Below are 26,712 nucleotides of genomic sequence, written 5' to 3' on the forward strand. Positions count from 1 at the left end.
ACAATAGTGAACAGTAATAATAATGCCCGAGCCAAATTTGTATCTGCAGAGGAGGCAGTTCGACATATCCCTTCTCATAGCCGTGTTGTCGTGGGCCATGCAGCAGGAGAGCCTAGCGTGCTCTTAACAGCCATGGTAGAGAATTATGCCCAATACGAGGATGTGGAAATTGTCCACATGGTTTGTATCGGCAAAGGATTGTATACTGCGCCGGAATTGCGTAAGCATTTTCGCCATAATTCCGTTTTTGTGGGAAAAAACACGCAAGAGGCAATTGCTAGCGGACGAGGAGATTTTACGCCTGTCTATTTCTACTGTTTTCCCGCTCTTTTCTCCAACGGCCAAATGCCCGTAGACGTGGCTCTGATCCAGGTTTCCCCTCCCGATAGATTTGGCTTTTGCAGTTATGGAATTTCGAATGACTATACGCAGGCCGCAGCCCAAAATGCCCGGATTGTCATTGCCGAAATTAATGAACAAATGCCTCGCACATGGGGAGATAATTTCATTCATTTGACGGAAATCGATTATGCCGTCAAGACCAACCGGCCCTTATTGGAAGTTCCTCCTCTCCTGCCTAGTGCGATTGAAGAAGCAATCGGGGAACATTGCGCTTCATTAATCGAAGACGGAGCTACTTTGCAGCTGGGGATTGGCGGCATCCCCAATGCGCTTTTGAAATTCTTAAACAAGAAAAAAGACTTAGGAATCCACTCAGAGATGATTGCCGATGGTGTCGTCGATCTTATTGAAGACGGCGTTGTCACCAACAAAGCAAAGACCATTCATCCCGGGAAATCTATCGTTACCTTCCTCATGGGAACCAAAAAACTCTATGATTTTGCGCACAATAACCCCATGATCGAGTTATATCCCGTAGAGTATGTGAACGACCCTTACATTATCCGGCAGAATCACAAAATGGTTTCCATCAATTCTTGCGTTCAAGTTGACCTCATGGGTCAAGTCGCTTCCACAACGATTGGTTACAAGCAAATTAGCGGCGTAGGCGGTCAGGTTGATTTTGTGCGTGGAGCCGCTATGGGTAAAGAAGGCAAGTCCATTATCGCCATGCCTTCCACAAATAAAGGTAAAACATCTAAAATTGTCCCCATTCTGGATGAAGGGGCAGCAGTAACTACGAATCGTTACGATGTACAGTATATCATTACCGAATACGGCATTGCGGATTTGCGGGGCAAAACTTTGAACGACCGGGGCAAGGCATTGATTGAGATTGCCCATCCTGATTTCCGGGATCAGCTAAGGGAGGTTTGGGAAAGAAGATACATTTATAAAGAGACAAACAAAACGGAAGGTGCGTAATAGAGCAGCGTTCAACAGTGGTAAATATATCACAAATGAGGTAATACAAGTGAAAAATATTATTTTTGAAAAAAACGAAGGTTATTCTCTTTTAACAATCAACCGACCGGCGGTATTGAACACCTTGAATACCGAAGTGCTCCAAGAGCTTCAAGAGGTATTGTCTTCTTTATTGGCACTGGGCGACGGCACGCCTTTGATTGTAACAGGTGCCGGGGAAAAATCTTTTGTAGCGGGGGCGGATATTGAGGAAATGAGAAATAAAACCCCGGGGGAAGCACGTGAATTTGCGTCGCTGGGACATACCGTCATACGCTTGCTTGAAAAGCTTCCCCAACCGGTAATTGCCGCGGTAAATGGTTTTGCCCTAGGCGGCGGCTGTGAATTGGCCTTAGCTTGTGATATACGGTATTGTTCAGAAAATGCCCGGTTTGGTCAGCCGGAAGTTTCCTTGGGGATCACGCCTGGTTTCGGCGGCAGTCAGCTTCTCCCCAGAATTGTGGGTAAGGCAAAGGCTGCAGAGTTACTGTATACGGGGGCGGTCATTGATGCGCGGGAAGCTGCCCAAATCGGTTTGGTGAACCTGGTTTTACCCACAAATGAAGTCTTAATGGCCACGGCTATCAACACTGCTCAAGTCATTGCCAAAAACAGCTCTTACGCTGTATCCCTGTCAAAGAACGCAATGAACCGGGGCTTATCCTTGGAATTGAGTTCCGGATTAGCGATCGAAGCTGATTGCTTTGCACTTTGTTTTGGCCACGGAGAGCAACAGACACGGATGAATGCTTTTATCGCCAAAAAGAAGAAATAGGGGCTTCGCGCATCTGTGTAAATGCTTACACGATCGAGATGATAAGAAGAAAGGATATTGATTATGAAGGAAATTGTTATCGCTAGCGCGATTAGAAGTGCCATCGGCAGTTTTGGCGGCAGTTTGAAAGACGTAACCGCCGTGGACCTTGGGGCCGCGGTCATAAAGGAAGCAATCAACAGAGCGGGTATTCATGAATCCCAAGTTGCCGAAGTGATTATGGGTAATGTACTCCAAGCCGGGTTAGGGCAAAACCCGGCCCGCCAAGCAGCTCTCAAAGCGGGCTTGCCCAGGGAAACCGGGGCTTGGACAGTTAATAAGGTTTGCGGTTCCGGGCTAAAAGCCGTTGCCTTGGCTGCCCAGAGCATCATTGCGGAGGAAAACGAGATCGTCGTGGCCGGCGGCATGGAGAATATGTCCCGGGCCCCCTATGTCTCAGACAATATGCGCTGGGGGTCAAGGATGGGAGACACTACCGTGACCGACGCCATGATCAAAGATGGGCTTTGGTGCGCGATCAATCAATATCATATGGGCGTTACGGCGGAAAATGTAGCCGAGAAATACCATATTACCCGTGAACAGCAAGATGAGTTTTCCGTACAAAGCCAGAAAAGAGCAAATTCGGCCATTGAGGATGGCGTTTTTAAAGAGGAGATCGTCCCCATCGTGATTCCGCAAAGGAAGGGAGAGCCGATCATTTTTGATACCGATGAATTTCCCCGCAAAGGAACTACCATAGAAGTTCTGGCAAAACTCCGCCCGGCTTTTCAGAAAGCAGGCACCGTTACTGCGGGCAATGCTTCCGGAATCAACGACGGCGCCGCCGCCGTGGTACTTATGTCCAAAGAAAAGGCACAAGCGCTTGGCATCCAGCCTTTGGCAACGATCGTTGCCAGCGCTTTTGCCGGTGTGGATCCGGCAGTGATGGGCACAGGACCGATACCGTCGGTCCAAAAATGCTTGGAAAAGGCAGGCATGACTTTGGCGGATATTGATGTGATCGAAGCCAATGAAGCTTTTGCAGCGCAAAGTTTGGCAGTTGCCCAAGAACTGAATTTCCCACCAAACAAGGTCAATCATCATGGGGGCGCACTTGCCTTGGGGCATCCCATCGGTGCGAGCGGTGCCCGGATTTTAGTGACCCTTCTCTATGAAATGAAACGGATGGGAGCTCAAACGGGTCTCGCCACACTTTGTATTGGCGGTGGCCAAGGTATCGCGATGATCGTCAAGAGGGACTAAGCTTTTTCACAGAATACTCCGCAAGATCGCATCATTAGTCAACAAAGTATCCCAGGAAGGTAGTATCCCTATAGAGAAACAATAAAATTTTAAGGAAGGGAGGTATGTTGCCTAGTAAACATGACTGCAAACGAGAAAGAAAAAGGAGGTGTATGCTTTTATAGTATCGTGTAAATAACCACCGCTGCAGCAATGTTTTAGACTGAAAAAGGATTATTTACTATTTTGCCAGACCATTGATAACTTGGGAGCAGTAATCATGCTGAACAAAGAAAGAAGAAGAATGGAGGTATACTATGCATCCGGAAGAAAAACGAGACTGGCAAATCTTTGCAGGTCCCCTTTGTTACACCTTTGGATTCTATATTATTATGTATATCGTATTGAGCCTGATTCCGACTGATAGTTTTGGGTCTATGGGAGCGCTTGGCATTCCGGTGATGACTTGGCTCTGCGTGTTTTTGCCGTTTGCTATTTCTTGTGTGGCTCCGGTAATTATTTCCTGGCTCTGCGTAAGAGCGATGCCCGAAGAAGATGCGAAAAATTAATTTGCAGATTACAACACAGTTGGTTTTTCTTCGTTTTTTCTTAATTTAATGTAAGAAGGGACTGATGACATGTCAAATACTTCGATATACGTTGTTATGTTGGTTTTGTACGTAGCCGCGTTAATTGTGATTGGCTACGTAGCGCACCGGCAAACAAGACACGCGGGTGATTTCATGGTCGGCGGCCATCGGATGGGTTACGTTCTTACCCTTTGTGCCTTTGCCGCTACTTGGGTTAGCGCCAGTTCCATGATTGGTGGTCCCGGGTTTCTTTTCCGATACGGCTACTCCTATTTGATTTACTCTCCCTTTGCCTGGTTTGTCGGTTCGGCCGTCGTTCTGATTCCTATTGGTTACAAAATACGGCGTGTTCCGCTGACGACGATCCCGGAATTCTTTGTAAAGCGTTTCAATTCTCCCGCTTTGGAATTACTTATGGGCTGTATTATGCTGATCGTCTTCACTCTGTTCGCTGTGATTCAGATGAAAGGGTTTGCCATTATCATGGCGAACATGTTAGGCATTCCTTATTCAATGGGTGTTTTGTTCGTAGCATTAATGGTTCTTTATACAGCCATATTAGGTTTCCGCAGCGTTGCTTTGACAGACGTACTGAATTTCTCTCTTTTGACCATCGGTGTTTTGGTTGGCGCGTTCTGTATCCTGAAACTCACAGGTGGCTTTACAGCCATTAATGAAGCGGCCGCGTTGATTAGTACCGCTCCGTTGGCAGGTGGCGCCGAAACGGTGAAAGGTTCCTTGCTCCATCCCACGGCAATGAATACATTTACACCCTTCTTCCTGTTTGGTATCTTCCTGGCAAATGGAGTTGGCGGTGGGGCGAATCCGCAGTATGCCATCCGTGCTGTTGCCGCAAAGAACAATAAAACCGCAGTTATGATGGCGGGTTTTGCTGTTCTGATGATGTTCGTTGTTTATTTTTCCAGCGCCTTCGTGGGCATGGGCGCCCGCGTGCTCATCCCCACGCTGCCTGTCGGAACTGACCAAGACTGGATCTATCCGCTTCTGGCGGTTCAGTACTTCTCTCCTTTCCTCGGCAGTATTATCATGGTTGGGATAGCCGCTGCGGCAATTTCTTCGGCCAATGCCCAGATTCTCCTTGTGGCAACTGCTGCGATTTACGATGTTTATCGCGTCGCCACAAAGCGCACGCTGACCGGTAAGAAATTGGTGTTAGCTACTCGTATCGCTGCCCTGGTTGCAGGGGGTATCGCGATGATTATCAGCCTGAATCCGCCGGAACTGGTGATTGTTCTGTTGGCGTATATTTATGGCATCAACGCATCAACCATATTCGCGCCCTTATGGCTCGGTCTGTTCTGGAAACGTGCGACAAAAGAGGGGGCTTTTGCTGGGATGGTCACAGGCGGACTTGTCTACTTCTTTTGGGATTTTTTCATTGGCCAGAAACCTATCCATCCGGTTATCTTGGGTCTGGGCATTTCGGTTATCGTCATGATCGTGGTGTCTAAGCTGACCAAGCCCACAGAGCTCAAATACCTTTTGCCCTATTTCCCCTTCCTACGTGATACTGCAACGAAAGAAGAACTGGCAGAAGCTAAAGGTACACCTTTTATTGATGGCGCTACCGGCGAAGCGATTGGGGCTAGTGTACCGAATTAATGACGATAAATAGCAACTTGCTGTCTTTCTGAAAAATGCCCCTGTTTTTGTGTTGTCACCGGGGAGGGCATTCCAAGTATTGTCCGCCCCGGCGGCAACAATGTATTCAACAAGCGGTGCTTCGTTAGTTTGCACTGCCTCGGCCGTTACTCATGAGGTAATGGACATGGCAGGTATGGTGGACTACTTTGTCAAGACAATTTTTTGACCCTGTTTAAGGTGTATTCACACCACCTTTCGCTCCTTGATAATTGTATATAATTGTAAGTTTATTTAAAAACGTATTGGTAATTCCGTTAATTATTTCCACTGGATTAGATATTATGTCAAGGGTCGGCTTTGCCGACAGCGAAGCTGCTTGCCCTTGACATGTTGATCAGCAAGACCCTTTTGTTTCCGGTCTGTTCATAACAGACCGGTTGCCTCCCGGCGAGGGCGGGGTGGTTTGGAGGGGCAGAGCCCTTCCAGGGTTTTAAGAAGTCATTTTTTAAAGTAAACTTCTGCCGGAGTAAGTTCCTTCAATGCTTGGTGTGGCCGGTATGTGTTGTAGCTTTCAAGATATCTTCCAATACCATACCTGGCTTCTCTAGGGCTTGCATAATCATTAATATATATTTCTTGGTACTTAACAGATCTCCATAATCGTTCTGTGAAAATGTTATCTAATGCCCGGCCTCTTCCGTCCATGCTAATTTGGATGCTACTATTTATCAGCGTATCTATATATCGTCTGGATGTAAATTGGCTACCCTGATCGCTATTGGCAATTACAGGTTTTCCGATTTTTAGACCTGCTTCCAATGCGGAAAGAACAAAATCAACTTCAAGGTTATCACTTAATTCCCATGAAACCACGTAACGTGAATACCAGTCCAGAAATGCTACAAGGTAAAGCCAGCCGCGTCGTAAGCGGACATAGGTAATATCAGTTCCCCAAATATGGTTTGGATAACTGGCGGTAATATTTCTAAGTAGGTATGGATAAACCTTATGTTCATGGTTTCTTTTGCTGAGGTTAGGACCAGGATGTATTGCAACCAAGCCCATTTCACGCATATATTTTTGAACCGTTGACCGACTAACCAAGTGTCCCTCTCGTTTTAAGACCGTCGTAATACTTCTCGAACCGAAATAGGGTGATTTAGTATAAATTTCGTCAATGGCATGCTTAAGCCGAATTTCCTCTTCTGATGGTGGAACTGGTTTATAGTAAAGACTGCTCCGATTGAGAGAAAGCATTTGAGCTTGCACAAAAACGGACATTTCGGGATCGTCAAAATCTACAAGGGCAATCCGTTCACTTCTTGGCAGGGTCGATCCCAGATTTTTTTTTAAGCCAATTGAATTGGGCGGTGACCTCTCCAAGCTGGGTATACAGATCTTGCACTTGCTTTTTTAGATCTTCTTTTTCGTCATCCTTCCTGCGTCCATCTGCAAGTATCTGAGGGAGCCCTTCAATTGCTTCTTTCTTCCAACTAGACAGCTGATTTGGATGTACTTCATATTCGGCAGCAAGCTGGGATATGGATTTTTCTTCCTTTAGAATTTCCAGTACAACCTTGGCTTTAAATTCTCCTGTAAATGTTTTTCGCATACCTCATTATACACTTTAAATCAGGCTGTTTTGTTGTCTAGTTTTCTTAGTCCATTATAAGGAGTCGACTTTTCCGAGGCTGTTGCTGTCTTCCGGTAAATTCTTCAAGAATATCGAAGTAATAGGTGTAAATTATGGATAAAAGATTCTTTTTAGATAAACGAGTACGTATCCTTTTACCAGTGTTTTGTTTCGTCATGGGATGTATCATGATCGTCTTTCTCATGGACAAACGAAGCGGAGGAGAAGTTATTCCTGAAGAAACCGTTTCAGGGAGTATTGTTACAGAACCGTTTTCCGCAATAGAAATGCAAAATGATGTAGCCGATATTAACATCCTTTACGGGAATGAATACAGTGTTGGCTATACTACATATGAGCATCCTATTTGTACAATTAAGGAAGGAAAATTAGTAATTGCCAATACTGTAGAAGGTGGCTTCGTTGCTGATGTGGGGAAGATCCTATCTGACATTCACATCACGATTACCGTACCTCAAGATGTAATTTTGGACAGCATTGTCATTGATTCGAAAATCGGGAAAATTAAAGTGGATTCCATGAACGCACAGCAGATTACGGTTAATGGGGAAATGGGATTGATTCACATGCCAAATATAATTTGCACCGGCCTCAATGTAGAAAATAAGGCGGGCGATGTAGTGGTTAGCGGAGTTGTGGATGGCAATATTGATATTTGGCTGCAAACAGGAAACATCAGCTTAAATCTCCCGAAATCACAGGAGAAATATATTGCTACTCTCGGTTCGGGTTTAGGTAATGTGATATTAAATGATAAATCTGTTTCCGTCGTAAAAAGACAGGGTGACGGTCCTTATCAGATGATCGCCCAGGTAAATATTGGAGATGTTGTGATAAAGATGGATTAGTGATCCGCCTTTTGAATGAGTTGGTTTATAGAGACGGCGGCAGTGCACTGGCATAGATATGCCCTATGTATCATCGCAGAGCTACTTTCCTTTTCCTTAGCCGGATATCATACCGTATTCATCGGTGATAAAAACCGTATCGTAAAATCGGCATGGATCTAGTCAAAAGTAGTCAGAATAATAAGCATTTAAGCCTTGAAACCTGCGGATTACAACCATAGTAATTCCACAGGTTTCAATATGAAGTTACTGCTTCCCAGCCTTCTTATTTGCTTCGATTTTAGCCTGTGATGTATTTCTTTGTTTTCTATTGACAATTATTTTGGGGTGGCCTAAAATAAAACAGATAAAAACTATCAGAATAATAATGATTACTCGGGAGACTTCTTATTTTTTTACATCTAAACATACTAAAATGATAGGATTAATAAATAACATGCGAAAATAAAATCAAGGAGTTGATGCTTGGGTTGACGGTGTGTCTAGCTGTTTAACCGGAGCTGAGTCATAGATGAACTTTTGGGGATTTGGACAGCAGACAAAAAGTATTCAGTAGCTTGCGCTTTTTAGGGCATCCGGATGGAAACGAGGAAAACGTGGGTTGCCTGTAAATTTTAGAGATAAGGAGGTTTTTAACGGATGAAAATTTTGATAAACGGAAAAGAAGTGATCTTGGAAAAAGAAATCACGGTAGCGGAAATGCTCCATGCTCAGAATGTGGAAATGCAGGAGTATGTAACCGTGCAGATCAATGATGAAATAATCGATCGGGAGGACTTCGAAACACTCACTGTTCGGGAAAATGACATTGTGGAATTTCTCTATTTCATGGGAGGAGGCGCTTTATGAGCTTCACCAATGAACAGTTGGAACGGTACTCCCGGCATATCATCCTAAAAGAAGTGGGGGCAAAGGGGCAGAAAAGACTTCTCAATGGCAAAGTATTAATCATCGGCGCCGGAGGACTGGGCGCTCCTGCGGCCATGTTCCTTGCTGCTGCCGGAATCGGCACCATTGGCCTGGTTGACTTCGACGCCGTGGAGTTATCCAATCTCCAAAGGCAGATTATTCACTTCACAAAAGATGTGGGAAAGTATAAGGTGATTTCCGGAGAAGAGACCATCCATGAGATGAATCCGGATGTGGAAGTGGTGGGATACCGGGAATGGGTTAGTTCCAGCAATATCACCGGCATCATCAAAGACAGGGATTATGATTTCATTATCGATGGAACGGACAATTTTCCAGCCAAATTCCTCATTAATGATGCCTGTGTTCTCAACAAAAAGCCTTTTTCCCATGCGGGAATCATCCGGTTTTCCGGACAAACCATGACCTATGTCCCGGGCCAGGGACCCTGCTATCGCTGTATCTTTAAAAACCCTCCTCCTCCGGAGGCAGTACCTACGTGCAAGCAGGCGGGCGTTTTAGGTGTGATGGGGGGCGTCATGGGTACCATTCAGGCCACGGAAGCAATAAAATATCTGCTTGGCCTGGGAGAACTGCTTACGGGACACCTGCTCACTTATGATGCCCTGCACATGAATTTCCGCAAGGTGAAATTGTCCCATCACAAAAAATGTCAGGTTTGTGGGGAGAATCCCACGATTCGGGAACTGATTGATTATGAGCAGGCGGTTTGCGAAGTAAAAAAATAAGTAAAGCCTTGATAGGGCGATTTTCACAGAGACAGAAGGTGAGAAAAATGCTTGTTTTACGGAAAGGCCAGTTTGAAGAAATAGTGCATCATGCACGGAAAGCTTTACCCAATGAAGCCTGTGGGCTCCTGGCAGGTCAGTTGGCTGATGATAAAAGGGTAGTGGAAAAAGTCTATCTGCTGACGAATGTCGACAACAGTCCGGTGCATTTTTCCATGGACCCAAAAGAGCAGTTCCATGCCATAAAGGATATCCGCAGCAACGGCTGGGTGCTGTTGGGGAATTTTCACAGCCATCCTGAATCGCCGTCAAGGCCTTCTGATGAGGATAAACGCTTAGCCTTTGATCCGGTGGCCAGTTACCTGATCCTATCTCTGATGCATCAGGATCATCCTGTATTGAAAAGTTTCCGGATCCAAGACAGAGAAGTGAGCGAAGAAAAGATCGTTTTTGCCTAACAGGAAAAGGAAAGGGGAGAGAGCATAAAAAATGGTCCAAGTTGATTATCAAGAATTGAAAAAGGGCGGCTTTATGAAACAAGTGCAAAAAGACCGCTTTTCATTAAGGTTAAGAGTGGCAGGCGGGCAACTGCAGGCAGCCCAATTAAAAAAAGTTTATCAGGTCGCGGAAAAGTATGGACAGGGATATGTGCACATGACCTCAAGACAAAGTATGGAAATACCCTTTATTAAGTTAGCGGATGTGGAGACCGTTAAAAAGGAACTGGCAGAGGCCGGTTTGCAGCCGGGGGCTTGCGGACCGAGGGTGCGAACGATCACAGCCTGCCAGGGGTGCGCCATTTGCCCCAGCGGACTGATTGACACCACCGCATTGGCAAAAGAATGCGACCAAAGGTATTATGCCAGAGACCTGCCCCATAAGTTTAAGCTTGGCATCACCGGGTGCCGAAACAATTGCCTGAAAGCGGAAGAGAATGACCTGGGGATAAAAGGCGGTCTGATGCCGCAGTGGCTGGAAGATAAATGCACCTATTGCGGGTTGTGTGAAGCTGTTTGTCCCACCAAGGCGATAAAAATAGAGCATCAGGAGCAAACATTGGCTTTTGACGGGCAATTGTGCAATGCCTGCGGCAGGTGTGTTCAGTCTTGCCCGGGGGAAGCGTGGGAAGGCAGAAGGGGATTTATCCTCTATTTTGGGGGAGTGTTTGGAAATAGGATTGCCATCGGAAAACAGCGGCTTCCTATTCTATTTGATCAGGAAAAAGTACACACGGTCATCGAAACAACCCTCCAATTCGTCCGGAAACATGGAAAACCGGGGGAAAGATTTGCCGGTACTCTGGACAGGGTTGGCTGGGACCGGCTTGAGGATGAATTGAAAGAGGCAATAAAATAGACAATGGGCAATGTACAAAATGCCCAGGGTCGCCCAAATTGCCAAAGTATCAAGGGATAAAGGAGAATGAAGATGAGTGAAATGAAGGCAAACGCCTATGTAGATATCACCGATGTAGTCTGTCCGGTCACCTTTGTGAAAGCAAAAGTAGCCATTGAGGAGCTGGAGGATGGACAGATTCTGGAAATCAAAATGAATGAGGGCGAGCCCATCCGGAATGTGCCCAGAAGCTTTAAGGAGGAAAACCACCGGGTTTTACGGGTCGCCGACAATGGGGATGGCACCTTTACCGTTTTTGTAGAAAAGGGTGGATTGTCACACGGTATTTAATACTTAAAGATGCGGTCAAGCTCCACGGATAGTCCCGTGAAAATGTAGGATGGGGCGGTTTCGTGCTTCCGGTACGTAGTATGGTTACGGATGTCTTTATCTTCAAAAAGGTAAATGGTAACTTCCTTGTTGAGGGGGTTGACAATCCAGTACTCCCGCACACCGCAGGACATGTAAAGGTCCAGCTTTTTGATCAAATCCTTGCTTCGGGTACCCTCGGAGAGAATCTCCACCACCAGGGACGGCACGCCCTGGTAATAGTCGTTTTTGTCCAGCTTTTCCGCCAGATCGCAGATGACCATGATATCGGGCTGGACCACATTGATATTCTCTGCGTTTCTTTTCAGGGTAATATCATAAGGGGCGACCAGGGGCGTACAATCTTTCCCCTGAAACCAATTGTAAAAAATAACAAACAGTTCGGTCAATGCGATCTGATGGGCGGTTTTAGGTGAAGCCAGAAAGTATATTTCACCGTCAATGTATTCGTATCTTTCCTCGTTATCTTTTGTCAGCTCCAGAAACTCTTCATAGGAAGCTTTTCGGCCCCCGTAACCGTATGCTTCCGCTTTTTCCATCACCGTTCCGGGCGTTTCGCCGAAGTCTGAAAGGGGATCTTTTAGGGCCGATAGTCTTGCTATTTCCCTGCCGTTTCTGGTAATGATGATATCTTCCTGGGCTGCCAGCATCAGATATTTGCCAAAATTGTTCTGCACTTCCGTTGAGTTGACGATCATGGAAACACACACTCCTTTCTAGCTAATTTAGCTAAACTAGCTAAATTAATTATATTTCATGGTGTGATCGGCGTCAACAACGATCCTGCCCGGCAACCACTTAAAAAATGCGCATCAATGAGCAAGATCACAAAACAATGATGTTTATTTACTTAAAAAGCATCTGGAGGCCCAAACCGGGGAAATCAGATGTTTTTTGCTATTTGTTAAGTTCCGATGGGGAGAATATAATAAAATGTACTATTCAAGTACAAAAGTACAAAAATTTGTGCAATATTGGAAAGGTTGAAGGATATGGCAACCCAAAGTCAGAGGAAACTGGAAAGATTGCTGGAAAAAGCGGAGGCGTTATTTTGGAAATATGGTTATAATGGCGTATCGGTCGACCAAATTGCCCATGAGGCCGGTATCAGCAAGATGACCGTCTATAAACACTTTCCGTCCAAGGAAGACCTTTTTATCGAGGTTTTGATGAAGTATTCCATGGTCCATACAAATAAAATTATGGAAATAATTGGCCAAAATTATCACACCTTTGACAAAGTAGAATGTTTGTATACCTATATCTTGCAAATCTCAAGACAAACTCCGGCCATTCTTTCCAAAGATATTATGGAGCGGCCTAATGTACTGGCTAAGTTGATGCCCTTTAAGGAACAGAAGACACTGGAGATGTGGCGCTATATTTTAGAGGATGGGATCCGAAAAGGGGAAATCCGGCCTTTGGATGTGGAGTTTGTGTCAAACCTATTGCTGCACTTGCCCACCGCTTTTGCTGTGAAGAGAGATTATTACATGGACGAAAGCAAGAGATTGAAAATGTTAAATAGTTTCTTCGATTTTCTCAAATACGGTTTACTAGGAAGTATCGAGAGTCCTCAACAGCTAAAGAAAGAGGAGGGGGCGGAAGATGAAAAATAATATTCTGATGCTGATCGAAAATTTGAGTAAAAACTATCAAATGGGGGAAGTTTCTGTGCAGGCCCTGGAAGGCGCCAGCTTCGAATTATATGACGGAGAATTTGTGGTGATCCTTGGCCCCAGCGGTTCCGGAAAGAGTACCCTTCTAAATATTCTGGGGGGCATGGATTTGCCCTCAGAGGGACGGGTTTTGGTCAAGGGTGAGGAGATTACGAAATACAATGATCAAAAACTAACCGCATACAGGCGGGATAAGGTAGGTTTCGTCTTTCAGTTTTATAACCTGATGGCAAATCTGACTGCCCGGGAAAACGTAGAGCTGGCCACTGAACTGTGTCAAGAGGCCTTGAATATCGATGAAATCATGGAGGCGGTAGGGCTCAGCGACCGGAAGGACCATTTCCCTTCTCAAATGAGTGGCGGTGAACAGCAGCGGGTGGCCATTGCCCGGGCGGTGGCAAAAAATCCCCTTCTGCTTCTCTGTGACGAACCGACAGGTGCCCTGGATTATCAGACGGGAATTATGATTTTGGCATTGCTCCGTAAAATCAACCAGACCTTTCATAAAACGGTGGTGATCATCACCCATAATATGGCCATTGGAGATATGGCGGACCGGGTGATTAAAATGAGAAGCGGCAGGATCGTCGAAATCAGAGAAAACCAAAATCCCATTCCTCCGGAAAGGATTGAGTGGTAATGAAGAAGCTGGATATTCGTCTGATCCGGACGATCAGGCAATCCAAAGGTCAGTTTATTTCCGTTGCGGTGATCGTGGCCGTTGCTTTGTGCATTTATATGTTATTTAATATGTGCGCCGTTAACTTGAAGAATGCCATCAGTAATTATTACGACCTGACCAATTTTAATGACATTCATGTACAGCTGGTGAAAATTCCCCAAGGAGCCATCGATGCGCTGAAAGGAATCGATGGCATCAAAGAGGTGCAGGGACGGGTCAGCATAGATGTGCCTCTCCGGGTAAAGAATGCGGATGAAAAGGTCAATATCCGCATCATTTCTCTGCCCAAGGATGAAGAAAAGATTAATAGGCTCTATTGGCTGGGCAGCCATCGGGCCCAAATCGGCAATGACAATGTGGTTTTATTGGAGCAGTTTGCTAAAGCGAGAAATATTAAACCCGGCGACACGATTTCACCCTTTATTAACGGCCGGGTGCATCAATTGACTGTCTCCGGCATTGCCGCCAGTGCGGAATTTGTTTATTTAATGGAAAATGAACAGTCCCTTCTGCCTGCCCCGGAGAAATTTGGTGTGGCTTATGTAAGTGAGGAATTCGCCCAGTCGGTTTCCGGGTATCAGGGCAGCTATAATGAGCTGCTTATGACCGTGAATGATCCGGGTAAAATTGACGATATTGTAGACAGCGTGGAAAAGAAGCTGGATAAATATGGTGTGAAAAGAATTATTAAAAGGGAAGATCAATTAAGTAATCAAATGTTGACCCAAGAAGTGGACGGTATAGAGAAGATGGCTAAAACCATTCCGGTCTTATTTCTCCTGGTTGCCGCCCTCATTATTTTTATCATGCTTTCCAGGATTGTGCAAAACGACAGGATGGGGATCGGTGTTTTAAAAGCCCTCGGGTACGGCAACAGGAGCATTCTTTCCCACTATACCAAATATGCCCTGGCCATTGGCATCCTGGGGTCAATCGTAGGCATCGGGGGCGGCATCCTTCTTTCCGGACCGATGATCCAGGTCTATGCGCTGTATTTCAATATTCCGATCATGAAGAGTGAGATCTATTATTTTTATATGGTAAACGCCTTTTTATTGACGGCCATTTTTTGCATGACGGCAGGAATTTTGGGTGCCCGGCCCGTGCTGCGGATCATGCCGGCGGATTCCATGCGGCCGGAAGCGCCCAAATCGGGTAAACGCATTATGCTGGAAAAGATTGATATTATTTGGCGGCACCTTTCCTTCAGTTGGAAAATGGTGATTAGAAATGCCCTGAGAACGAAAGGGAGGTTTGCCTTTTTAGTCCTGGGACTCGCTTTGTCTTATGCGATCAATACCGTACCTCTCTTTGAGGCAGAGGTTTTCCCGCAAATGTTTACCGTGCAATACGGGGAATATCAAAAAATGGACTATAATATTGAATTCAACCAGCCTCTGAATAAGAGAGTGATCAATGAGATCAGTCACCTGATTCAGGCAAGTAAGGTCGAACCAAAATTAGAGTATCCTTTTGAATTAAAAAACGGATGGCGTAAGAAAACGGTCAGTATTATTGGGATACCCAGGAATACTTCCTTTTATAAATTTGAAGATGAAAATAATCGGGAAGTGAAGCTTCCAGAAAAGGGATTCTTTATTGGGGAGGGCTTGGCGAAAACGCTTAAGGTCAACCGGGGGGATAAGATTACCATTAAAAATTTTGTGCCGGGGAAAGAGGATCTGGAACTAAAAGTAAGCGGTATCGTCAAGCAGTATCTGGGTGCTAACGCTTATATGGACCTGGAGGCTATGGAAGAATTGTTGGTGGATAAAGAAATGATTACAGGCGTTTCCCTTGCCTCTCAGGATGATGTGAAAGAAAAGCTAAAGGATGTGAAAAATATTGGTTCGATCAATTCGCTCAACGATATGAAAAACGCATTCCTGGAGTATATGGATATGATGATTATCAGCACCAGGTTATATTTGCTGTTCGGAGGATTATTAGGTTTTGCCATCATCTATAATTCTACAGTGATCAGTATCTCTGAACGCAGTATGGAGTTTGCCTCCCTGCGGGTGATGGGTTTTGATAAAAAAGATGTTTACCGGCTGGTAAGCAAAGAAAATTTCCTGATGACAGGTTTTGCCCTGCTCTTGGGCGTTCCGCTCGGTATCGGCATGATTAAGGGTATTGTGAATTCCTTCAGTACAGACATGATGACCTTTCCCATGATGCTGACCCCTAAGACATTTATTTATGCCGCATTATCTACTTTTCTTTTTGTCATTATTGCCCAACTGGCTGCGCGGAAAAAGATTTACCGGCTAAACTTTATTGATGCCCTAAAAAGCCGTATTTCATAAGGAGGAAAGTAAAATGATCATGAAAAAGAAAAAAAGAATGATTTGGATCGGAACTGCCATATTATTAGCGGTGGTGGGATATTACGGGGTGATGTCCGGTAGTCAAGCCGTAAAGGTAGATACAGGCACGGTGAGCAGCGGTGATATTGACGAATATGTGGCAGAAACGGCAGTGGTGCAGATGGCGGACCATACTTCGGTATATGCAGAGGAAGGAGGCCGCATCATAGAAGTTATGGCTGAGGTAGGCGATACCGTCAAAAAGGGAGAGGTGCTGGCCCGATTGGATGACAGGGAAGTGGACCTGCAAATACAGGCTTTGGAGGCCAAAAAACAATCGGCCGTAGCCCAGTATCAGGAAGCAAAAGAGCCGGCGGACCAAGAAGAGATTAATAAGTTGAAGGCACAGCTGCAGTCTGCGCAGGTTTCCTATAACGAGGCCAAAAGGGTTGCGGAGAATAATAAGGCTTTATACGAAAGCGGCGCCATCAGTTTGGATGCTTATCAGGATTCACTTACTCAGCTTGCTGCGGAGAAATCCGGCCTGGAAACAGCAAGGAGCGATTTGGCCGTGGCGCAAAAAGGCGCTTCCGCAAACGTGAGGGAGCAATATGAGGGGCAAATTGGGGAGATTGAGGCCCAGATCGGTCTATTACAAAAGCAAAGCAATGATTTAACGATTAAAGCACCCATGGATGGTGTCGTGATGGCAAAAGAAATTGAACCGGGCAGCTTCGTCCAGCCGGGCACCCTGCTCTTTGAGATGGGCGATCAAAAGGGCATTTTCCTGGAAAGTGATATTTTAGCCGATGAAATCGCCGATGTGAAGCAAGGCGCAACAGTGTTCATGGAGAATGAAGATTTAGGCATCAAAGACGGCAAAGGCACGGTACGAAAAATCTATCCCAAAGCCTTTAGCAAAACGTCAGAGCTGGGTATTGAGCAAAAGAGGGTGAAGGTAGAAATTGCTTTTGCCAACAATATGGAAATTTTAAAGCCCGGATATGAATTAGATATTAAAATCATCACGCAAAGCAAGAAAGATACCTTACTCATTGATGAGAATGCCGTTTTTGAATATCAAGGCAAAGATCACGTTTTTGCGATAGAAAATGGCAGAGCAAAGCTCAGGGCCATCGAAAAGGGCATCGAGAGCGATGAAAAAGTTGAAGTACTCAAAGGACTAAAAGAGGGGGAAAAAATTATTCTCTCTCCGGATGAAAAAATCGAAGATGGCACAAAAGTGAAATAATATTTTTGTTTGAAGGTATGGTTCCACGTGCTTACTTACAGACACCCAACGTCACCCTAGACCTTCGTGGAGCAGGAACGGACTCCCATTCGGCCTCCAGCGGGCACAGGTTAAATTTGCGACATCCGTGTCTCAGTTGCCGACCCACTGCGTCCTGCAGTGGGACCCGCTGTCGACCTCATGCTCATCTCGTTCTGCTTGCCGCTTGGATTAGTCGGAAAGGGGACACACCTGCTGAAGCTGTGGTCTGACTTAAGAGACAGGAATGTCCCCAATAATGGTTCCTTATGGATATCAGCAAGTAAGCTCAAAAATAGTAAGCCAGATGCTGACTTCTTGAAAAAGCGAAACCCTGAATCCCGAAAAAAGCCCGCTAGGGCTTTTTTATCATATTTCATTTTATTTATGTAAAAAATAAATCTGGTCCGGAAACAAAATGCTGACGCCAGGGAGTTGTTTACATGGGAATTGACATTCAGGGAGTGTACAAAAGCTACAGGAACGGCGACCAGATCACAGAGGTATTGCAAGATGTGACACTGCAGGTTAAGGACGGGGAGTTTCTGGCTATGATCGGTCCATCCGGGTCGGGTAAATCTACCTTGATGAATATTATCGGCTGCCTCGACCGGCCGACAAAGGGCAATTACTACCTGGCCGGTGAGGATACGGGAAAATTAAACGACAGAAAACTGGCTGCCATCAGAAACCGGCACATTGGCTTTGTTTTTCAATCCTTTAACCTGCTGCCCCAATATACTGCGCTGGAAAATGTAGAACTGGCCGGACTTTACAGTAACGATTCTCCTAAAGCTGTACGGGAAAGGGCGAAACAGGCATTGATCGCACTAAGCATGGAAGACCGCATGAAATATAGGCCAAGCCAGTTATCCGGCGGTCAAAAACAGCGGGTTGCCATTGCCCGGGCGATCATCAATTCTCCTTCCATGATCCTGGCTGATGAGCCTACGGGAAGTTTGGATTCCAAAACCGGCAGGGAAGTTCTGGATATCTTCCGGCAACTGAATCAGGAGGGAAAAACAATTATGATCGTGACCCATGATTTAGGGATCGCCCACGAAGCAAAGAGGATCGTTAATATTAACGACGGCGTGGTCAGGGAGGCATAAAAAATGAGGGTGCGCGAGAGCTTCCGCAGTAGTTTTAAGTCTTTGTTTCATAACAAATTACGCAGTTTTTTAACCATGCTGGGCATTATTATCGGTATTTTTTCCGTCATCATGCTTACTTCCATCGGAGAAGGGATTAAGGCTCAAGTCACTTCACAGGTAGAGTCCTTGGGTGCCAACCTGTTATATGTCTTTCCGGGCAAAGTCGACATGGAAATGAAAACGGGGGAAAGCAAGCTGGGCGTTCGTCAAGGAAGTACCGGACAAGGGCAAAATACATTAACCTATGAGGATGTTCTGAGACTGAAGGGCAAAAAAGGAATTGCGGGAGTTACCTGCATCTATCCCGGAGTGGACTGGCTTGATGACCTGAAGATATATGTTTCTACCACCGGTGTTGATGAAGATCACAGCAAGATTCATCAATTCCGTTTCCAATTCGGCCGGTTTTTTACCAAGAGCGAACGGGAAAAAAAAGAGCGGGTAGCGGTGATCGGTGCGCAAGCGAATAAAGAACTGTTTCATGGGAAGAATTCTGTGGGCAAAACCTTTCAGCTCAATGGAAAGGATTATCAGGTCGTAGGGGTGCTGCGCTATGAAAAGCCGGAAAACATGGGACCCCAGGGAGAAGATTTAAATGTAAAAATATATCTTCCCGTGACAGAAATGCTGGACCGATCTAAAGAGAAAAAGGTCAGCCAGATCACGGTCAAAGCGGTATCCGCCGAGGAAGTGGGCAGAGCCGAAAAAACAGTGAAAGACATCCTGTTACAGCACCACCGGGAGATCGAGTTCACGGTGTTGAGACAACAGGATATGCTGAATACCATTAATAATATATTAAGCATATTAACTGCCGGTCTGGGCGGGATTGCGGCGATCTCCCTGCTGGTGGGAGGCATCGGCATCATGAATATTATGCTGGTTTCCGTCACCGAGCGGACACGGGAAATCGGGGTGCGCAAAGCCATTGGCGCGAACAACCGGGACATTTTAGTCCAGTTTCTCATTGAGGCCGTATTTATCAGCATCATCGGCGGGCTGCTGGGTCTGGGGGCAGGAATTGGCGGAGCACGTCTGCTTCCCGCCGCCTTTCCCGCCATTCATACGGCGATCTCATTAAGCGCCGTTCTGATCGCCTTGCTTTTTGCTCTTTTGGTAGGGGTATTTTTTGGTGTTTATCCGGCCGGAAAAGCAGCCAAACTTGATCCCATCGAAGCGCTGCGCAGTGAGTGATTCAGTCTTTGGAAGGGAGACTCCATTGTACCTGGGGATCGGAAAATTTAAAAAAACTGAATATTGACACATTGTAAAAATTTGATAAAATGATACTAGACGCAGCCAATTATTGCCATTGCTTAAATTTATAGCTATGGAGCGTGACGGCGCGTTCCAATTACGGAAGCGATGCAGCTTTCCGAGATACGGTATACCGTGCTTGGAAAGCTGTTGCTTTTTCGCTCTGATCCTTTTCTTTGCGCAAGTAATCCTTCAAAGCACGGGGCAGATATTTCCCTAATCTCTGCTACCGTATTTGAAGGGTTTTCTTTTTGGCGCTTAGCTGGCTACCTTACTAAGAAAAGGCGAAAGGAGGGAAGGAGAAGAGAGGTTTTCTGATGACACAGGGAAACGGAAAGAACAAAAAGCACTAAAAAGGGAGGAGAGCAAACAAATGGCAGAAGATTTAAGCAAAACACACGTAAGCCAAAAGCAAAAAGATGCGGAGCACTTAGCTCAATTTGGCTACAAACAAGAACTGTTGCGAGAAATGGGTGGGTTCTCAAATTTCGCCATATCCTTTTCCATTATTTCCATTTTAACAGGCCTTATTTCTATGTTCGGATATGGGATCAGTCTGGTAGGGGGAGCTGCTTACTGGACTTGGGTTGTGGTGGCCTTTTTCCAGCTTTTCAATGCCATGGCCATGGGTGAAATTGCCTCTAGTTTTCCTTTAGCAGGGGGTATTTACCAGTGGGCCCGCCATTTGGGCAATGCCCATTGGGGCTGGTGGGTCGGTTGGATTAACCTGATGGCCTGGTGGGCAGTTACGGTGGCGATTGATTTTTCCCTGGGCACATTACTGGCAGGTTCCGGCTGGTTTGGATTGCAGATGACCACGCCAACCATTGTGACGATTACTTTGATTATTATGACGATCCATATGGTGATGAATATCTTTGGCATTAAGCTGGTGGCCTGGTTTAATGATTTTAGTGTCTGGGTGCATATGATCGGTACGATTATGTTACTCACATTGCTTCTTTGGTGGGGGAAGGCCCATCCTTTCAGCTATATTTTAAGCACGACCACCCCCACTGGGGACATCGGCGGTTTAGCAAGTCCCGGCTTTTGGGTTGCTTTTCTGCCTGCTATTCTCATGTCAGCCTGGACTTTAACAGCATTTGACGCTTCGGCCGACGTGAGTGAAGAAACAGAGGACCCCCAGCATCATGTGCCCTGGGGCATGGTGATTGCCGTTGTCGCCTCTTTTATTTTCGGTTCCTTTGTCTTATTCGGATTAATCCTGGCGTTGCCGGAAATGGATCAGATTCCTAAGATTATGGAAACCACATCCTTGGCCACCTATATTATTCAAAAGGTAATGGGATCCACCTGGGGCTTGATCATGCTGGCCATTATCGCCCTGGCCCAGTTTGCCTGCGGTCTTTCCAGCATGACCGTTTATCAGAGGGTTATTTTTTCCTTGGCCCGGGACGGTAACCTGCCTTTTTCATCCAGGCTGAAGGCTGTGAATAAAAACGGCGCCCCTTATATGGCAACGATCGTGGGCACTATTTGTATGGCCGTGTTGACCATATGGGCCTCCGTCTTGTCCACGGTAACCTCCATTGCCACTTTGGGCTTCTATTTTGGCTATTTTATCGTCATTATTATCGCTGTGCGGGCCAAGCTAAAAGGGAAGTGGACGGAGTTGGGTCCCTGGAACCTGGGTAAACATGGAATTTGGATTGCCGTCGTCGCGATTCTGTGGAATCTGTATATCAGTATTGCCGTGGTCTTGCCGCCAAACTTTATTACATTCAAAATATTTGCCGGGATTATGGTGGCCTTAACGATTTACTATTTTACTTATATGCGGGGGAAATTACAGTTGCAGCATGAACTGCTTTCTGCGGATGAATTAGAAAAACTGGAGCGTGCCGCTAAGTTGGCCGCCGGCAAAACCAGAGGACCAAGCGCTTAAGTTATCTCCTATCAGAGGGAGTGCCCATAAATACTTTGGGCCACTCCCTTTTTTTACTTTTGGGAAATACCTTTATTCTCTTATCATTACATGCACTGTTTTGGGGTTAGATGCAATTGCTATTTAAAAACAAGAAAGTGCAAAAAAAAGAAATTGGAGGACCCGATAAAAATATCATCCTATGCTAAAATAAATACCATCATGGAAGGAGTTTTCTTTGCTTTTGAGGAAATTCTAGGAAACATAAAAACGAGGTGGGAATGATTGATGGTATCCTACCAGCTGTTTTTTCTTATTACTTTAATTAGTATTCTAGGTCCGGTAATTGGAATTTTATTAATTGTCTTTAACAGCATGCTGGAGCAGGAGATTCATGTTTTAGAGATTGAAAACAGAAGGATTTTCTTGGAAAGTGAATTGCAAAAAAGCGAGTACTTGCAGTTAACCCAACAAATTCAACCCCACTTTTTATTCAATACCTTAAATTCTCTTTTGAGCCTGGCCAGGTTCAAAAGATTAGACCAGCTCATTCCTTCCTTTGAACATTTAGTACTCTATCTGCGCTATAAATATCAAGTAAAATGTCAGCTAAATCCCTTAGATCAGGAAATAGACCATACCAAGCATTATTTGGCCATTCAACATTTGCGCTATGGGGATCGCCTTCAGATTGAATGGCAGGTTGAACCCGGCTTGGACAGAGCGATGATTCCATCTTATTTAATTCAGATTCTGGTGGAAAATGCGTTTAAACACGGATTGGAGCAGGTTGAAGAAAGAGCCTGCCTGTGGATCACCATCTGTAAAAAGGTAATCAACCAGGACAATTATGTTGAATTAGTGGTCCAGGATAATGGGCCGGGATTTCTTTATGACCCACTGGAGGAAAGGGAAGATGACCAGGATCAAAAAAAAGGCATTGGATTAACCAATATTGCCAAGAGAATCAACCTTTTGTTTTCCCATCAGGCCAAATTGGAAGTAGTGGTAAATTCATCTTTGCATCAAGGCGGAATGATCAAAGCTTGTTGGCCCTTGAAGCAAGTTCTTAATTCAGATGGAGATTCTTTTACTCCATCTGAATTTTGACGCGAGTTCTTAACTTGCTAAGTGGTTTCCTTAGCAAGTTTTAGAACCGCTAATACAGCGTGAGAACTGCAAATGCATGACTTAATTGGCGTTGGACTCCCGAGGCGGGAGACTGAAGCAAGTTCTTGGTTTGGTTGCTTTTTACCAAACCTTAGAACTGCGAATACAGAGTAAGCCAAGTTAGTCAGGTGAAAGTTAATCAGCGGAGGAAATTCTGATGAATATTCTATTGCTTGAAGATGAGCCTTTAGAACTGGAACAGCTGGAATTTATGATTCATTCCTGTTATCCGATGTTCAAGTTTGTGAAAGCTTCCAAAGAATCTCACGCCTTAGCCGCGGCTCAGATCGCCTTAAAAAAACAAGAATGTTTTGATTTGGCCTTTATCGATATTAAACTACCGGGAAAATCGGGACTGGAAGTGGCCGCAGAATTAAAGGAAAAGTTTCCCTTAATGGAGCTTGTGATTGTTACGGCCTATCAAGACTTTCAGTATGCTCAATATTCGATCAAATTGGGCGTCATGGATTATTTAGTAAAGCCCTTGGTGGAAGAAGAACTAGTCAAAGTTCTCAAAAAATTTCTCAAGAAGCACCCTGAAATGGAACATCATTCTGAGCTGGTCTGGCAAGTCCTCAATGTGATCAAAACCAGCTATAAGAATCAATTATTGCTGGCTGATGTAGCCCAGAGACTGCATATCAGCACATCTTCTCTCAGCCGTCATTTCAGTGAAGAAATGGGGATGCCTTTTTCCGAATATTTAATTCATTACCGGGTGGAGATGGCCAAGCTGTTTTTAAACATCAACAAAGACTGGTCTATTCAGCAGATTGCCGATGAAACCGGATTTAACAGCCAGCATTACTTTTGCAAAGCTTTCAAACGGATTACCGGTAAAGCTCCTAAAGAGTATCGGAAGCTAAATCGGGTAGGAGACGGATTCTTCCATGAGCAATAGTAAACCGTTACTCAGTGTGAAATATATTTTGGATGGATTGTCCGTAAGCCTGATTTTTTTGGCTGAGGAGGCGGTGTTTTTCTATGGTGTTTTCGGCGGCATCGGTTTGTTTTTTGCTATTTTGCTGGCTTTCCTTTTATTTCTTCTTTTGAATCAATCTCTTCAGCGCAGGAATACATCCGGCTTAAATCCCGAGACAACGTTTATTTCCAGTAAAAAGATCATCACCATCATCACAGGATTCATGTGGGCCGAATTCCTGATTTCCGAGGGTATCGTAGGAATGCTTCTTTTAGAAGAATTTTTTGGGATCAATAAACTAATTACGGTAACTGTTTTTTTGGCAGGCAGTATATTTTTATATCCCAGAGGAAGGCATGAAAACCCTAGGGAAAACAATATCAGACTAATGTGTTATCTGGGCTTAGCAGCTTATTTGCCTATTTATGCCTTCTTGCAAAAAGGGCTGGAAACTGTCTACAATGATCTGCTTCATTTTCATCCCAGAGTCCTGCATTTAAGCCAGAATGGCTGGATGCCCTTCCTTTTGGCAGCCACGATGATTATGTTTAGTAAATTGTTTTTAGGTGTCCATGATCGAAATTTTTTTCACAGCGACAAGAAAACGATGCGGGGCATTGGTCTGGCGGCGATCATTTGGTCTACGGTGGCCTTAGGTTTTTCCGCAGTGACCTTTGTGACGATTGCCAACAATTTAAAAAGTGATTATTATAATCACCAGATTCTCTTGCTCATTGAAAAAGACGCTTCTTTTGTGACTTTTTGCCTCTTTGTTTCCCTGCTCCTGATCATGGCATTCTTTACCTTTAGTTTTTATTTTTATCGATTAGAAAGAACGATGGGGCATAATTTTACCGACTTTACCTCGGATAATTACTTTTCTAAAACAGGAAACTACTTGTTTTTGGGGGTAATTTTAGGATTATATCTGGCTGCATTTTGCGATTGGAGTATCATGGATGTTTTTATTTCCTTTGGGATCATCCACGGGGCCACCTGTATTTTACTCATTTTTGCTTCCTTTTGGCGTAAACCGATTCCTGAAATCGTATGGCTTTTTCCCTTGATTGGATTTGTTGCTGCTTTGGTAGCGGAGCTATATTTTCCTAACTGCCGGGGTCCTTACGGGGTTTTAATCAGCAGCGCTTCAACCTGTGTCTTGTTATCCGTTTTTTGCCTGGCTAAGGGCAAAGGTGTTCGCTATTAGCAATAAGTTGGGTGAATATTACAAAAATTATGAATAAAAGTGCAAAATCTTCCAGGAAACAACTGCTATAATTCTCTTAGGGTTGTTTCTTTTTTTATAAAAAATGAGGAGGGAGAAAATGAAACGGGTATTATGGATTTTTCTGGTACTTATTCTTGCGTTGGGGGCAACTGGGTGCGGCAGTTCTTCCCCAAGTGCGGGAAGCGGAAAGCAGAGCGAGAAGACTGTGATCGTAGGTTTGCAGGCGGAACCAACTACTTTGGATGCCTCTCAGGTTGCGGATTATAATACCAGCCGTGCCGCAATAGATATTTATGATCAGCTGGTAGAGTTTAAGACGGAAAGTACGGAGATTGAACCGGGCCTGGCGGAAAAGTGGGATATGTCTGACGACGGCCTGGAATACACATTTTACTTGCGTAAAGATGTGAAATTTCATGACGGCACCCCCTTCAATGCCGAAGCGGTGAAATTTACCATTAACCGGCAGATTGACCCCAATCACCCTTACCATGATACGGGAGAGTTCGCTTATGCTGATTTAACTTTTGGTCCGGTGAAAGAAGTTCAAGTGGTGGATGATTACACGGTTAAGATCATTCTGAAAGAACCTTTTTCTCCTTTTCTCAGCAATATGGCGATGCATTCGGCAAGCATTGTCAGTCCTGCGGCAGTAGAAAAATACGGCAAGGATTTCACGAGAAATCCTGTGGGGACAGGTCCGTTGAAATTTGTCAGTTGGACCCCCGGGGTAGAAGTGATTTTAGAAAAAAACCCGGATTATTTTAAAGGATCTCCTAAGATTGACAAGGTTATTTTCAAGCCTATTGTGGAGGATCAGACCCGGGTCACCGAATTGGAAGCAGGTAATCTGGATCTCATCGTCAACGTGCCTCCTGATGATTTAATACGGATTCAAGAGGCAAAACAGTTCCCCATTGTGGAACAACCGGGCATGCACGTGTGGTTTACCACTTTTAATTGCCAGAAGAAACCTTTTAATGATGTCAAGGTGCGCCAGGCGATCAACTATGCCATTGATAAAGAAGCCATTGTGAAAAACATCCTTCAGGATACCGGAGAGATGGCGAATTCACCTCTTCCTTCCATTGTGTGGGGGCATAATTTTAATCTGAAGAACTATGAATACAATCCGGAAAAAGCGCAGCAGCTGCTGGATGAGGCAGGGTACCCCGATGGTTTTTCATGTAGTTATTGGATCCCTGAATCCGGCTCGGGCATGCAGCAGCCTACATTGATGGCTGCCGCAATTCAGGCTGATTTAGCCAAAGTAGGCATCCAAGTAGAGATTCAAAAGATGGAATGGGGCACCTATCTCGATAAAGTATATGTAGCTCCGGAGAAGAGTGAATTAGATATGCACCAGATGTCTTTTATCGGGGACAACGGGGATCCGGATAACTTTCTTTATGGACTGCTGAGTGGGGAACAAATTCCTCCGGTAGGGTTCAATGATTCCTATTATCAGAATCCGGAGGTCGACAAACTGTTAAAGGAAGCAAGAAAAACGGCAGATCACCAGGAGCGGGCACAAATGTATGAGCAGGTGCAGGAAATGATTATGGCGGATGCTCCCTGGGTTGCTGTTGATTATGAAAAACAGATTGTGGTCACCAGTCCCCGGTTAAAGAACTTTAAGCTCCAGCCCAACGGAGTATTCCGGTTTGCTCAGGTTGACCTTGAATAAACTCAATAAAAAAGGCAGGGGGGAA

The 26,712-nt window shown here is 45.0% G+C and carries 24 protein-coding genes; 22 read left to right on the top strand and 2 right to left on the bottom strand.

Annotation, left to right across the window (positions count from 1 at the left end):
- Positions 1 to 6 precede the first annotated feature (6 nt).
- From DCMF_RS27875 to DCMF_RS27895, 5 genes are all read left to right on the top strand, one after another.
- Positions 7 to 1,326 (top strand): acetyl-CoA hydrolase/transferase family protein, encoded by a 1,320-nt coding sequence (locus tag DCMF_RS27875; RefSeq protein WP_148137473.1) that lies wholly within the window; start codon positions 7 to 9, stop codon positions 1,324 to 1,326.
- A gap of 49 nt (positions 1,327 to 1,375) precedes the next feature.
- Entirely contained in the window at positions 1,376 to 2,140 is a 765-nt protein-coding gene (locus DCMF_RS27880; protein ID WP_214658959.1) for an enoyl-CoA hydratase-related protein, read from the top strand.
- 63 nt (positions 2,141 to 2,203) lie between these two features.
- Complete coding sequence (locus DCMF_RS27885; RefSeq protein ID WP_148137474.1) at positions 2,204 to 3,385, top strand: acetyl-CoA C-acetyltransferase; 1,182 nt, start codon at positions 2,204 to 2,206, stop codon at positions 3,383 to 3,385.
- 296 nt (positions 3,386 to 3,681) lie between these two features.
- On the top strand, positions 3,682 to 3,933 hold the full coding sequence (locus DCMF_RS27890; protein ID WP_148137475.1) for a hypothetical protein: 252 nt from the start codon (positions 3,682 to 3,684) through the stop codon (positions 3,931 to 3,933).
- A 69-nt stretch (positions 3,934 to 4,002) separates the two neighbouring features.
- Complete coding sequence (locus tag DCMF_RS27895; RefSeq protein ID WP_148137476.1) at positions 4,003 to 5,577, top strand: sodium:solute symporter family protein; 1,575 nt, start codon at positions 4,003 to 4,005, stop codon at positions 5,575 to 5,577.
- Between the two features lie 480 nt (positions 5,578 to 6,057).
- Here DCMF_RS27895 and DCMF_RS27900 read toward each other — a convergent pair.
- A protein-coding gene (locus DCMF_RS27900; protein WP_148133300.1) for an IS3 family transposase occupies positions 6,058 to 7,171 on the bottom strand; the annotation gives its coding sequence in 2 pieces (ribosomal slippage) (positions 6,058 to 6,900 and positions 6,902 to 7,171; 1,113 coding nt in all).
- A gap of 134 nt (positions 7,172 to 7,305) precedes the next feature.
- On the opposite strand from DCMF_RS27900, the gene DCMF_RS27905 reads away from it, so the two are divergent.
- The 6 genes from DCMF_RS27905 (at position 7,306) to DCMF_RS27930 (ending at position 11,405) form a co-directional block, all read left to right on the top strand.
- Positions 7,306 to 8,061, top strand: coding sequence for a DUF4097 family beta strand repeat-containing protein (locus DCMF_RS27905; protein WP_148137477.1), 756 nt, complete (start codon positions 7,306 to 7,308; stop codon positions 8,059 to 8,061).
- 639 nt (positions 8,062 to 8,700) lie between these two features.
- Complete coding sequence (gene thiS / locus DCMF_RS27910) at positions 8,701 to 8,910, top strand: sulfur carrier protein ThiS (protein ID WP_148137478.1); 210 nt, start codon at positions 8,701 to 8,703, stop codon at positions 8,908 to 8,910.
- The gene (locus tag DCMF_RS27915) at positions 8,907 to 9,719 is read left to right on the top strand and encodes a HesA/MoeB/ThiF family protein (protein WP_148137479.1); all 813 of its coding nucleotides are present in this window, start codon (positions 8,907 to 8,909) and stop codon (positions 9,717 to 9,719) included. Before thiS ends, DCMF_RS27915 begins: the two co-directional genes overlap by 4 nt.
- Positions 9,720 to 9,766: 47 nt before the next feature.
- The gene (locus DCMF_RS27920; protein WP_148137480.1) at positions 9,767 to 10,177 is read left to right on the top strand and encodes a M67 family metallopeptidase; all 411 of its coding nucleotides are present in this window, start codon (positions 9,767 to 9,769) and stop codon (positions 10,175 to 10,177) included.
- Between the two features lie 31 nt (positions 10,178 to 10,208).
- A complete protein-coding gene (locus DCMF_RS27925) occupies positions 10,209 to 11,075 on the top strand; it encodes a 4Fe-4S binding protein (protein WP_148137481.1) in 867 nt (288 codons plus the stop codon).
- Positions 11,076 to 11,147: 72 nt separating this feature from the next.
- A complete protein-coding gene (locus tag DCMF_RS27930) occupies positions 11,148 to 11,405 on the top strand; it encodes a sulfurtransferase TusA family protein (RefSeq protein WP_148137482.1) in 258 nt (85 codons plus the stop codon).
- Here the strand turns inward: DCMF_RS27930 and DCMF_RS27935 are convergent.
- Positions 11,402 to 12,142 (bottom strand): type II toxin-antitoxin system Phd/YefM family antitoxin, encoded by a 741-nt coding sequence (locus tag DCMF_RS27935; protein ID WP_148137483.1) that lies wholly within the window; start codon positions 12,140 to 12,142, stop codon positions 11,402 to 11,404. The genes DCMF_RS27930 and DCMF_RS27935 overlap by 4 nt on opposite strands.
- Positions 12,143 to 12,436: 294 nt before the next feature.
- Here DCMF_RS27935 and DCMF_RS27940 point away from each other — a divergent pair, with 294 nt between their 5' ends.
- The 11 genes from DCMF_RS27940 to DCMF_RS27990 all read left to right on the top strand — a co-directional run bounded on the left by DCMF_RS27940 (position 12,437) and on the right by DCMF_RS27990 (position 26,687).
- Positions 12,437 to 13,063 (top strand): TetR/AcrR family transcriptional regulator, encoded by a 627-nt coding sequence (locus DCMF_RS27940; RefSeq protein WP_148137484.1) that lies wholly within the window; start codon positions 12,437 to 12,439, stop codon positions 13,061 to 13,063.
- A complete protein-coding gene (locus tag DCMF_RS27945) occupies positions 13,053 to 13,763 on the top strand; it encodes an ABC transporter ATP-binding protein (RefSeq protein ID WP_148137485.1) in 711 nt (236 codons plus the stop codon). Before DCMF_RS27940 ends, DCMF_RS27945 begins: the two co-directional genes overlap by 11 nt.
- On the top strand, positions 13,763 to 16,114 hold the full coding sequence (locus tag DCMF_RS27950; protein ID WP_148137486.1) for an ABC transporter permease: 2,352 nt from the start codon (positions 13,763 to 13,765) through the stop codon (positions 16,112 to 16,114). Before DCMF_RS27945 ends, DCMF_RS27950 begins: the two co-directional genes overlap by 1 nt.
- A gap of 13 nt (positions 16,115 to 16,127) precedes the next feature.
- Complete coding sequence (locus DCMF_RS27955) at positions 16,128 to 17,366, top strand: efflux RND transporter periplasmic adaptor subunit (protein ID WP_148137487.1); 1,239 nt, start codon at positions 16,128 to 16,130, stop codon at positions 17,364 to 17,366.
- Between the two features lie 461 nt (positions 17,367 to 17,827).
- Positions 17,828 to 18,496 carry an ABC transporter ATP-binding protein gene (locus tag DCMF_RS27960; protein WP_148137488.1) on the top strand — a complete coding sequence of 223 codons (669 nt, stop codon included), beginning with the start codon at positions 17,828 to 17,830 and terminating at the stop codon, positions 18,494 to 18,496.
- A 3-nt stretch (positions 18,497 to 18,499) separates the two neighbouring features.
- Entirely contained in the window at positions 18,500 to 19,732 is a 1,233-nt protein-coding gene (locus tag DCMF_RS27965; RefSeq protein ID WP_148137489.1) for an ABC transporter permease, read from the top strand.
- Between the two features lie 436 nt (positions 19,733 to 20,168).
- A complete protein-coding gene (locus tag DCMF_RS27970; protein WP_148137490.1) occupies positions 20,169 to 21,701 on the top strand; it encodes an amino acid permease in 1,533 nt (510 codons plus the stop codon).
- A gap of 267 nt (positions 21,702 to 21,968) precedes the next feature.
- Entirely contained in the window at positions 21,969 to 22,790 is an 822-nt protein-coding gene (locus DCMF_RS27975; protein ID WP_148137491.1) for a sensor histidine kinase, read from the top strand.
- 217 nt (positions 22,791 to 23,007) lie between these two features.
- Complete coding sequence (locus DCMF_RS27980) at positions 23,008 to 23,751, top strand: response regulator transcription factor (protein WP_148137492.1); 744 nt, start codon at positions 23,008 to 23,010, stop codon at positions 23,749 to 23,751.
- Positions 23,741 to 24,979 carry a hypothetical protein gene (locus tag DCMF_RS27985; protein ID WP_148137493.1) on the top strand — a complete coding sequence of 413 codons (1,239 nt, stop codon included), beginning with the start codon at positions 23,741 to 23,743 and terminating at the stop codon, positions 24,977 to 24,979. Before DCMF_RS27980 ends, DCMF_RS27985 begins: the two co-directional genes overlap by 11 nt.
- A 118-nt stretch (positions 24,980 to 25,097) precedes the next feature.
- The gene (locus tag DCMF_RS27990; protein ID WP_148137494.1) at positions 25,098 to 26,687 is read left to right on the top strand and encodes an ABC transporter substrate-binding protein; all 1,590 of its coding nucleotides are present in this window, start codon (positions 25,098 to 25,100) and stop codon (positions 26,685 to 26,687) included.
- Positions 26,688 to 26,712: the final 25 nt, after the last annotated feature.

This window comes from Candidatus Formimonas warabiya, assembly GCF_002777255.1.
GTDB lineage: Bacteria > Bacillota > Dehalobacteriia > Dehalobacteriales > Dehalobacteriaceae > Formimonas > Formimonas warabiya.

Excerpts from the sequence above, each read along its gene's own strand:
- DCMF_RS27990 (WP_148137494.1), top strand. The coding sequence starts at position 25,098 with ATGAAACGGGTATTATGGATTTTTCTGGTACTTATTCTTGCGTTGGGG.
- DCMF_RS27975 (WP_148137491.1), top strand. The coding sequence starts at position 21,969 with ATGGTATCCTACCAGCTGTTTTTTCTTATTACTTTAATTAGTATTCTA.
- DCMF_RS27935 (WP_148137483.1), bottom strand. The coding sequence starts at position 12,142 with ATGATCGTCAACTCAACGGAAGTGCAGAACAATTTTGGCAAATATCTG.
- DCMF_RS27985 (WP_148137493.1), top strand. The coding sequence starts at position 23,741 with ATGAGCAATAGTAAACCGTTACTCAGTGTGAAATATATTTTGGATGGA.
- DCMF_RS27895 (WP_148137476.1), top strand. The coding sequence starts at position 4,003 with ATGTCAAATACTTCGATATACGTTGTTATGTTGGTTTTGTACGTAGCC.
- DCMF_RS27915 (WP_148137479.1), top strand. The coding sequence starts at position 8,907 with ATGAGCTTCACCAATGAACAGTTGGAACGGTACTCCCGGCATATCATC.
- thiS (WP_148137478.1), top strand. The coding sequence starts at position 8,701 with ATGAAAATTTTGATAAACGGAAAAGAAGTGATCTTGGAAAAAGAAATC.
- DCMF_RS27890 (WP_148137475.1), top strand. The coding sequence starts at position 3,682 with ATGCATCCGGAAGAAAAACGAGACTGGCAAATCTTTGCAGGTCCCCTT.
- DCMF_RS27980 (WP_148137492.1), top strand. The coding sequence starts at position 23,008 with ATGAATATTCTATTGCTTGAAGATGAGCCTTTAGAACTGGAACAGCTG.
- DCMF_RS27930 (WP_148137482.1), top strand. The coding sequence starts at position 11,148 with ATGAGTGAAATGAAGGCAAACGCCTATGTAGATATCACCGATGTAGTC.
- DCMF_RS27885 (WP_148137474.1), top strand. The coding sequence starts at position 2,204 with ATGAAGGAAATTGTTATCGCTAGCGCGATTAGAAGTGCCATCGGCAGT.
- DCMF_RS27950 (WP_148137486.1), top strand. The coding sequence starts at position 13,763 with ATGAAGAAGCTGGATATTCGTCTGATCCGGACGATCAGGCAATCCAAA.
- DCMF_RS27940 (WP_148137484.1), top strand. The coding sequence starts at position 12,437 with ATGGCAACCCAAAGTCAGAGGAAACTGGAAAGATTGCTGGAAAAAGCG.
- DCMF_RS27960 (WP_148137488.1), top strand. The coding sequence starts at position 17,828 with ATGGGAATTGACATTCAGGGAGTGTACAAAAGCTACAGGAACGGCGAC.
- DCMF_RS27970 (WP_148137490.1), top strand. The coding sequence starts at position 20,169 with ATGGCAGAAGATTTAAGCAAAACACACGTAAGCCAAAAGCAAAAAGAT.
- DCMF_RS27925 (WP_148137481.1), top strand. The coding sequence starts at position 10,209 with ATGGTCCAAGTTGATTATCAAGAATTGAAAAAGGGCGGCTTTATGAAA.
- DCMF_RS27955 (WP_148137487.1), top strand. The coding sequence starts at position 16,128 with ATGATCATGAAAAAGAAAAAAAGAATGATTTGGATCGGAACTGCCATA.
- DCMF_RS27905 (WP_148137477.1), top strand. The coding sequence starts at position 7,306 with ATGGATAAAAGATTCTTTTTAGATAAACGAGTACGTATCCTTTTACCA.
- DCMF_RS27920 (WP_148137480.1), top strand. The coding sequence starts at position 9,767 with ATGCTTGTTTTACGGAAAGGCCAGTTTGAAGAAATAGTGCATCATGCA.
- DCMF_RS27965 (WP_148137489.1), top strand. The coding sequence starts at position 18,500 with ATGAGGGTGCGCGAGAGCTTCCGCAGTAGTTTTAAGTCTTTGTTTCAT.
- DCMF_RS27945 (WP_148137485.1), top strand. The coding sequence starts at position 13,053 with ATGAAAAATAATATTCTGATGCTGATCGAAAATTTGAGTAAAAACTAT.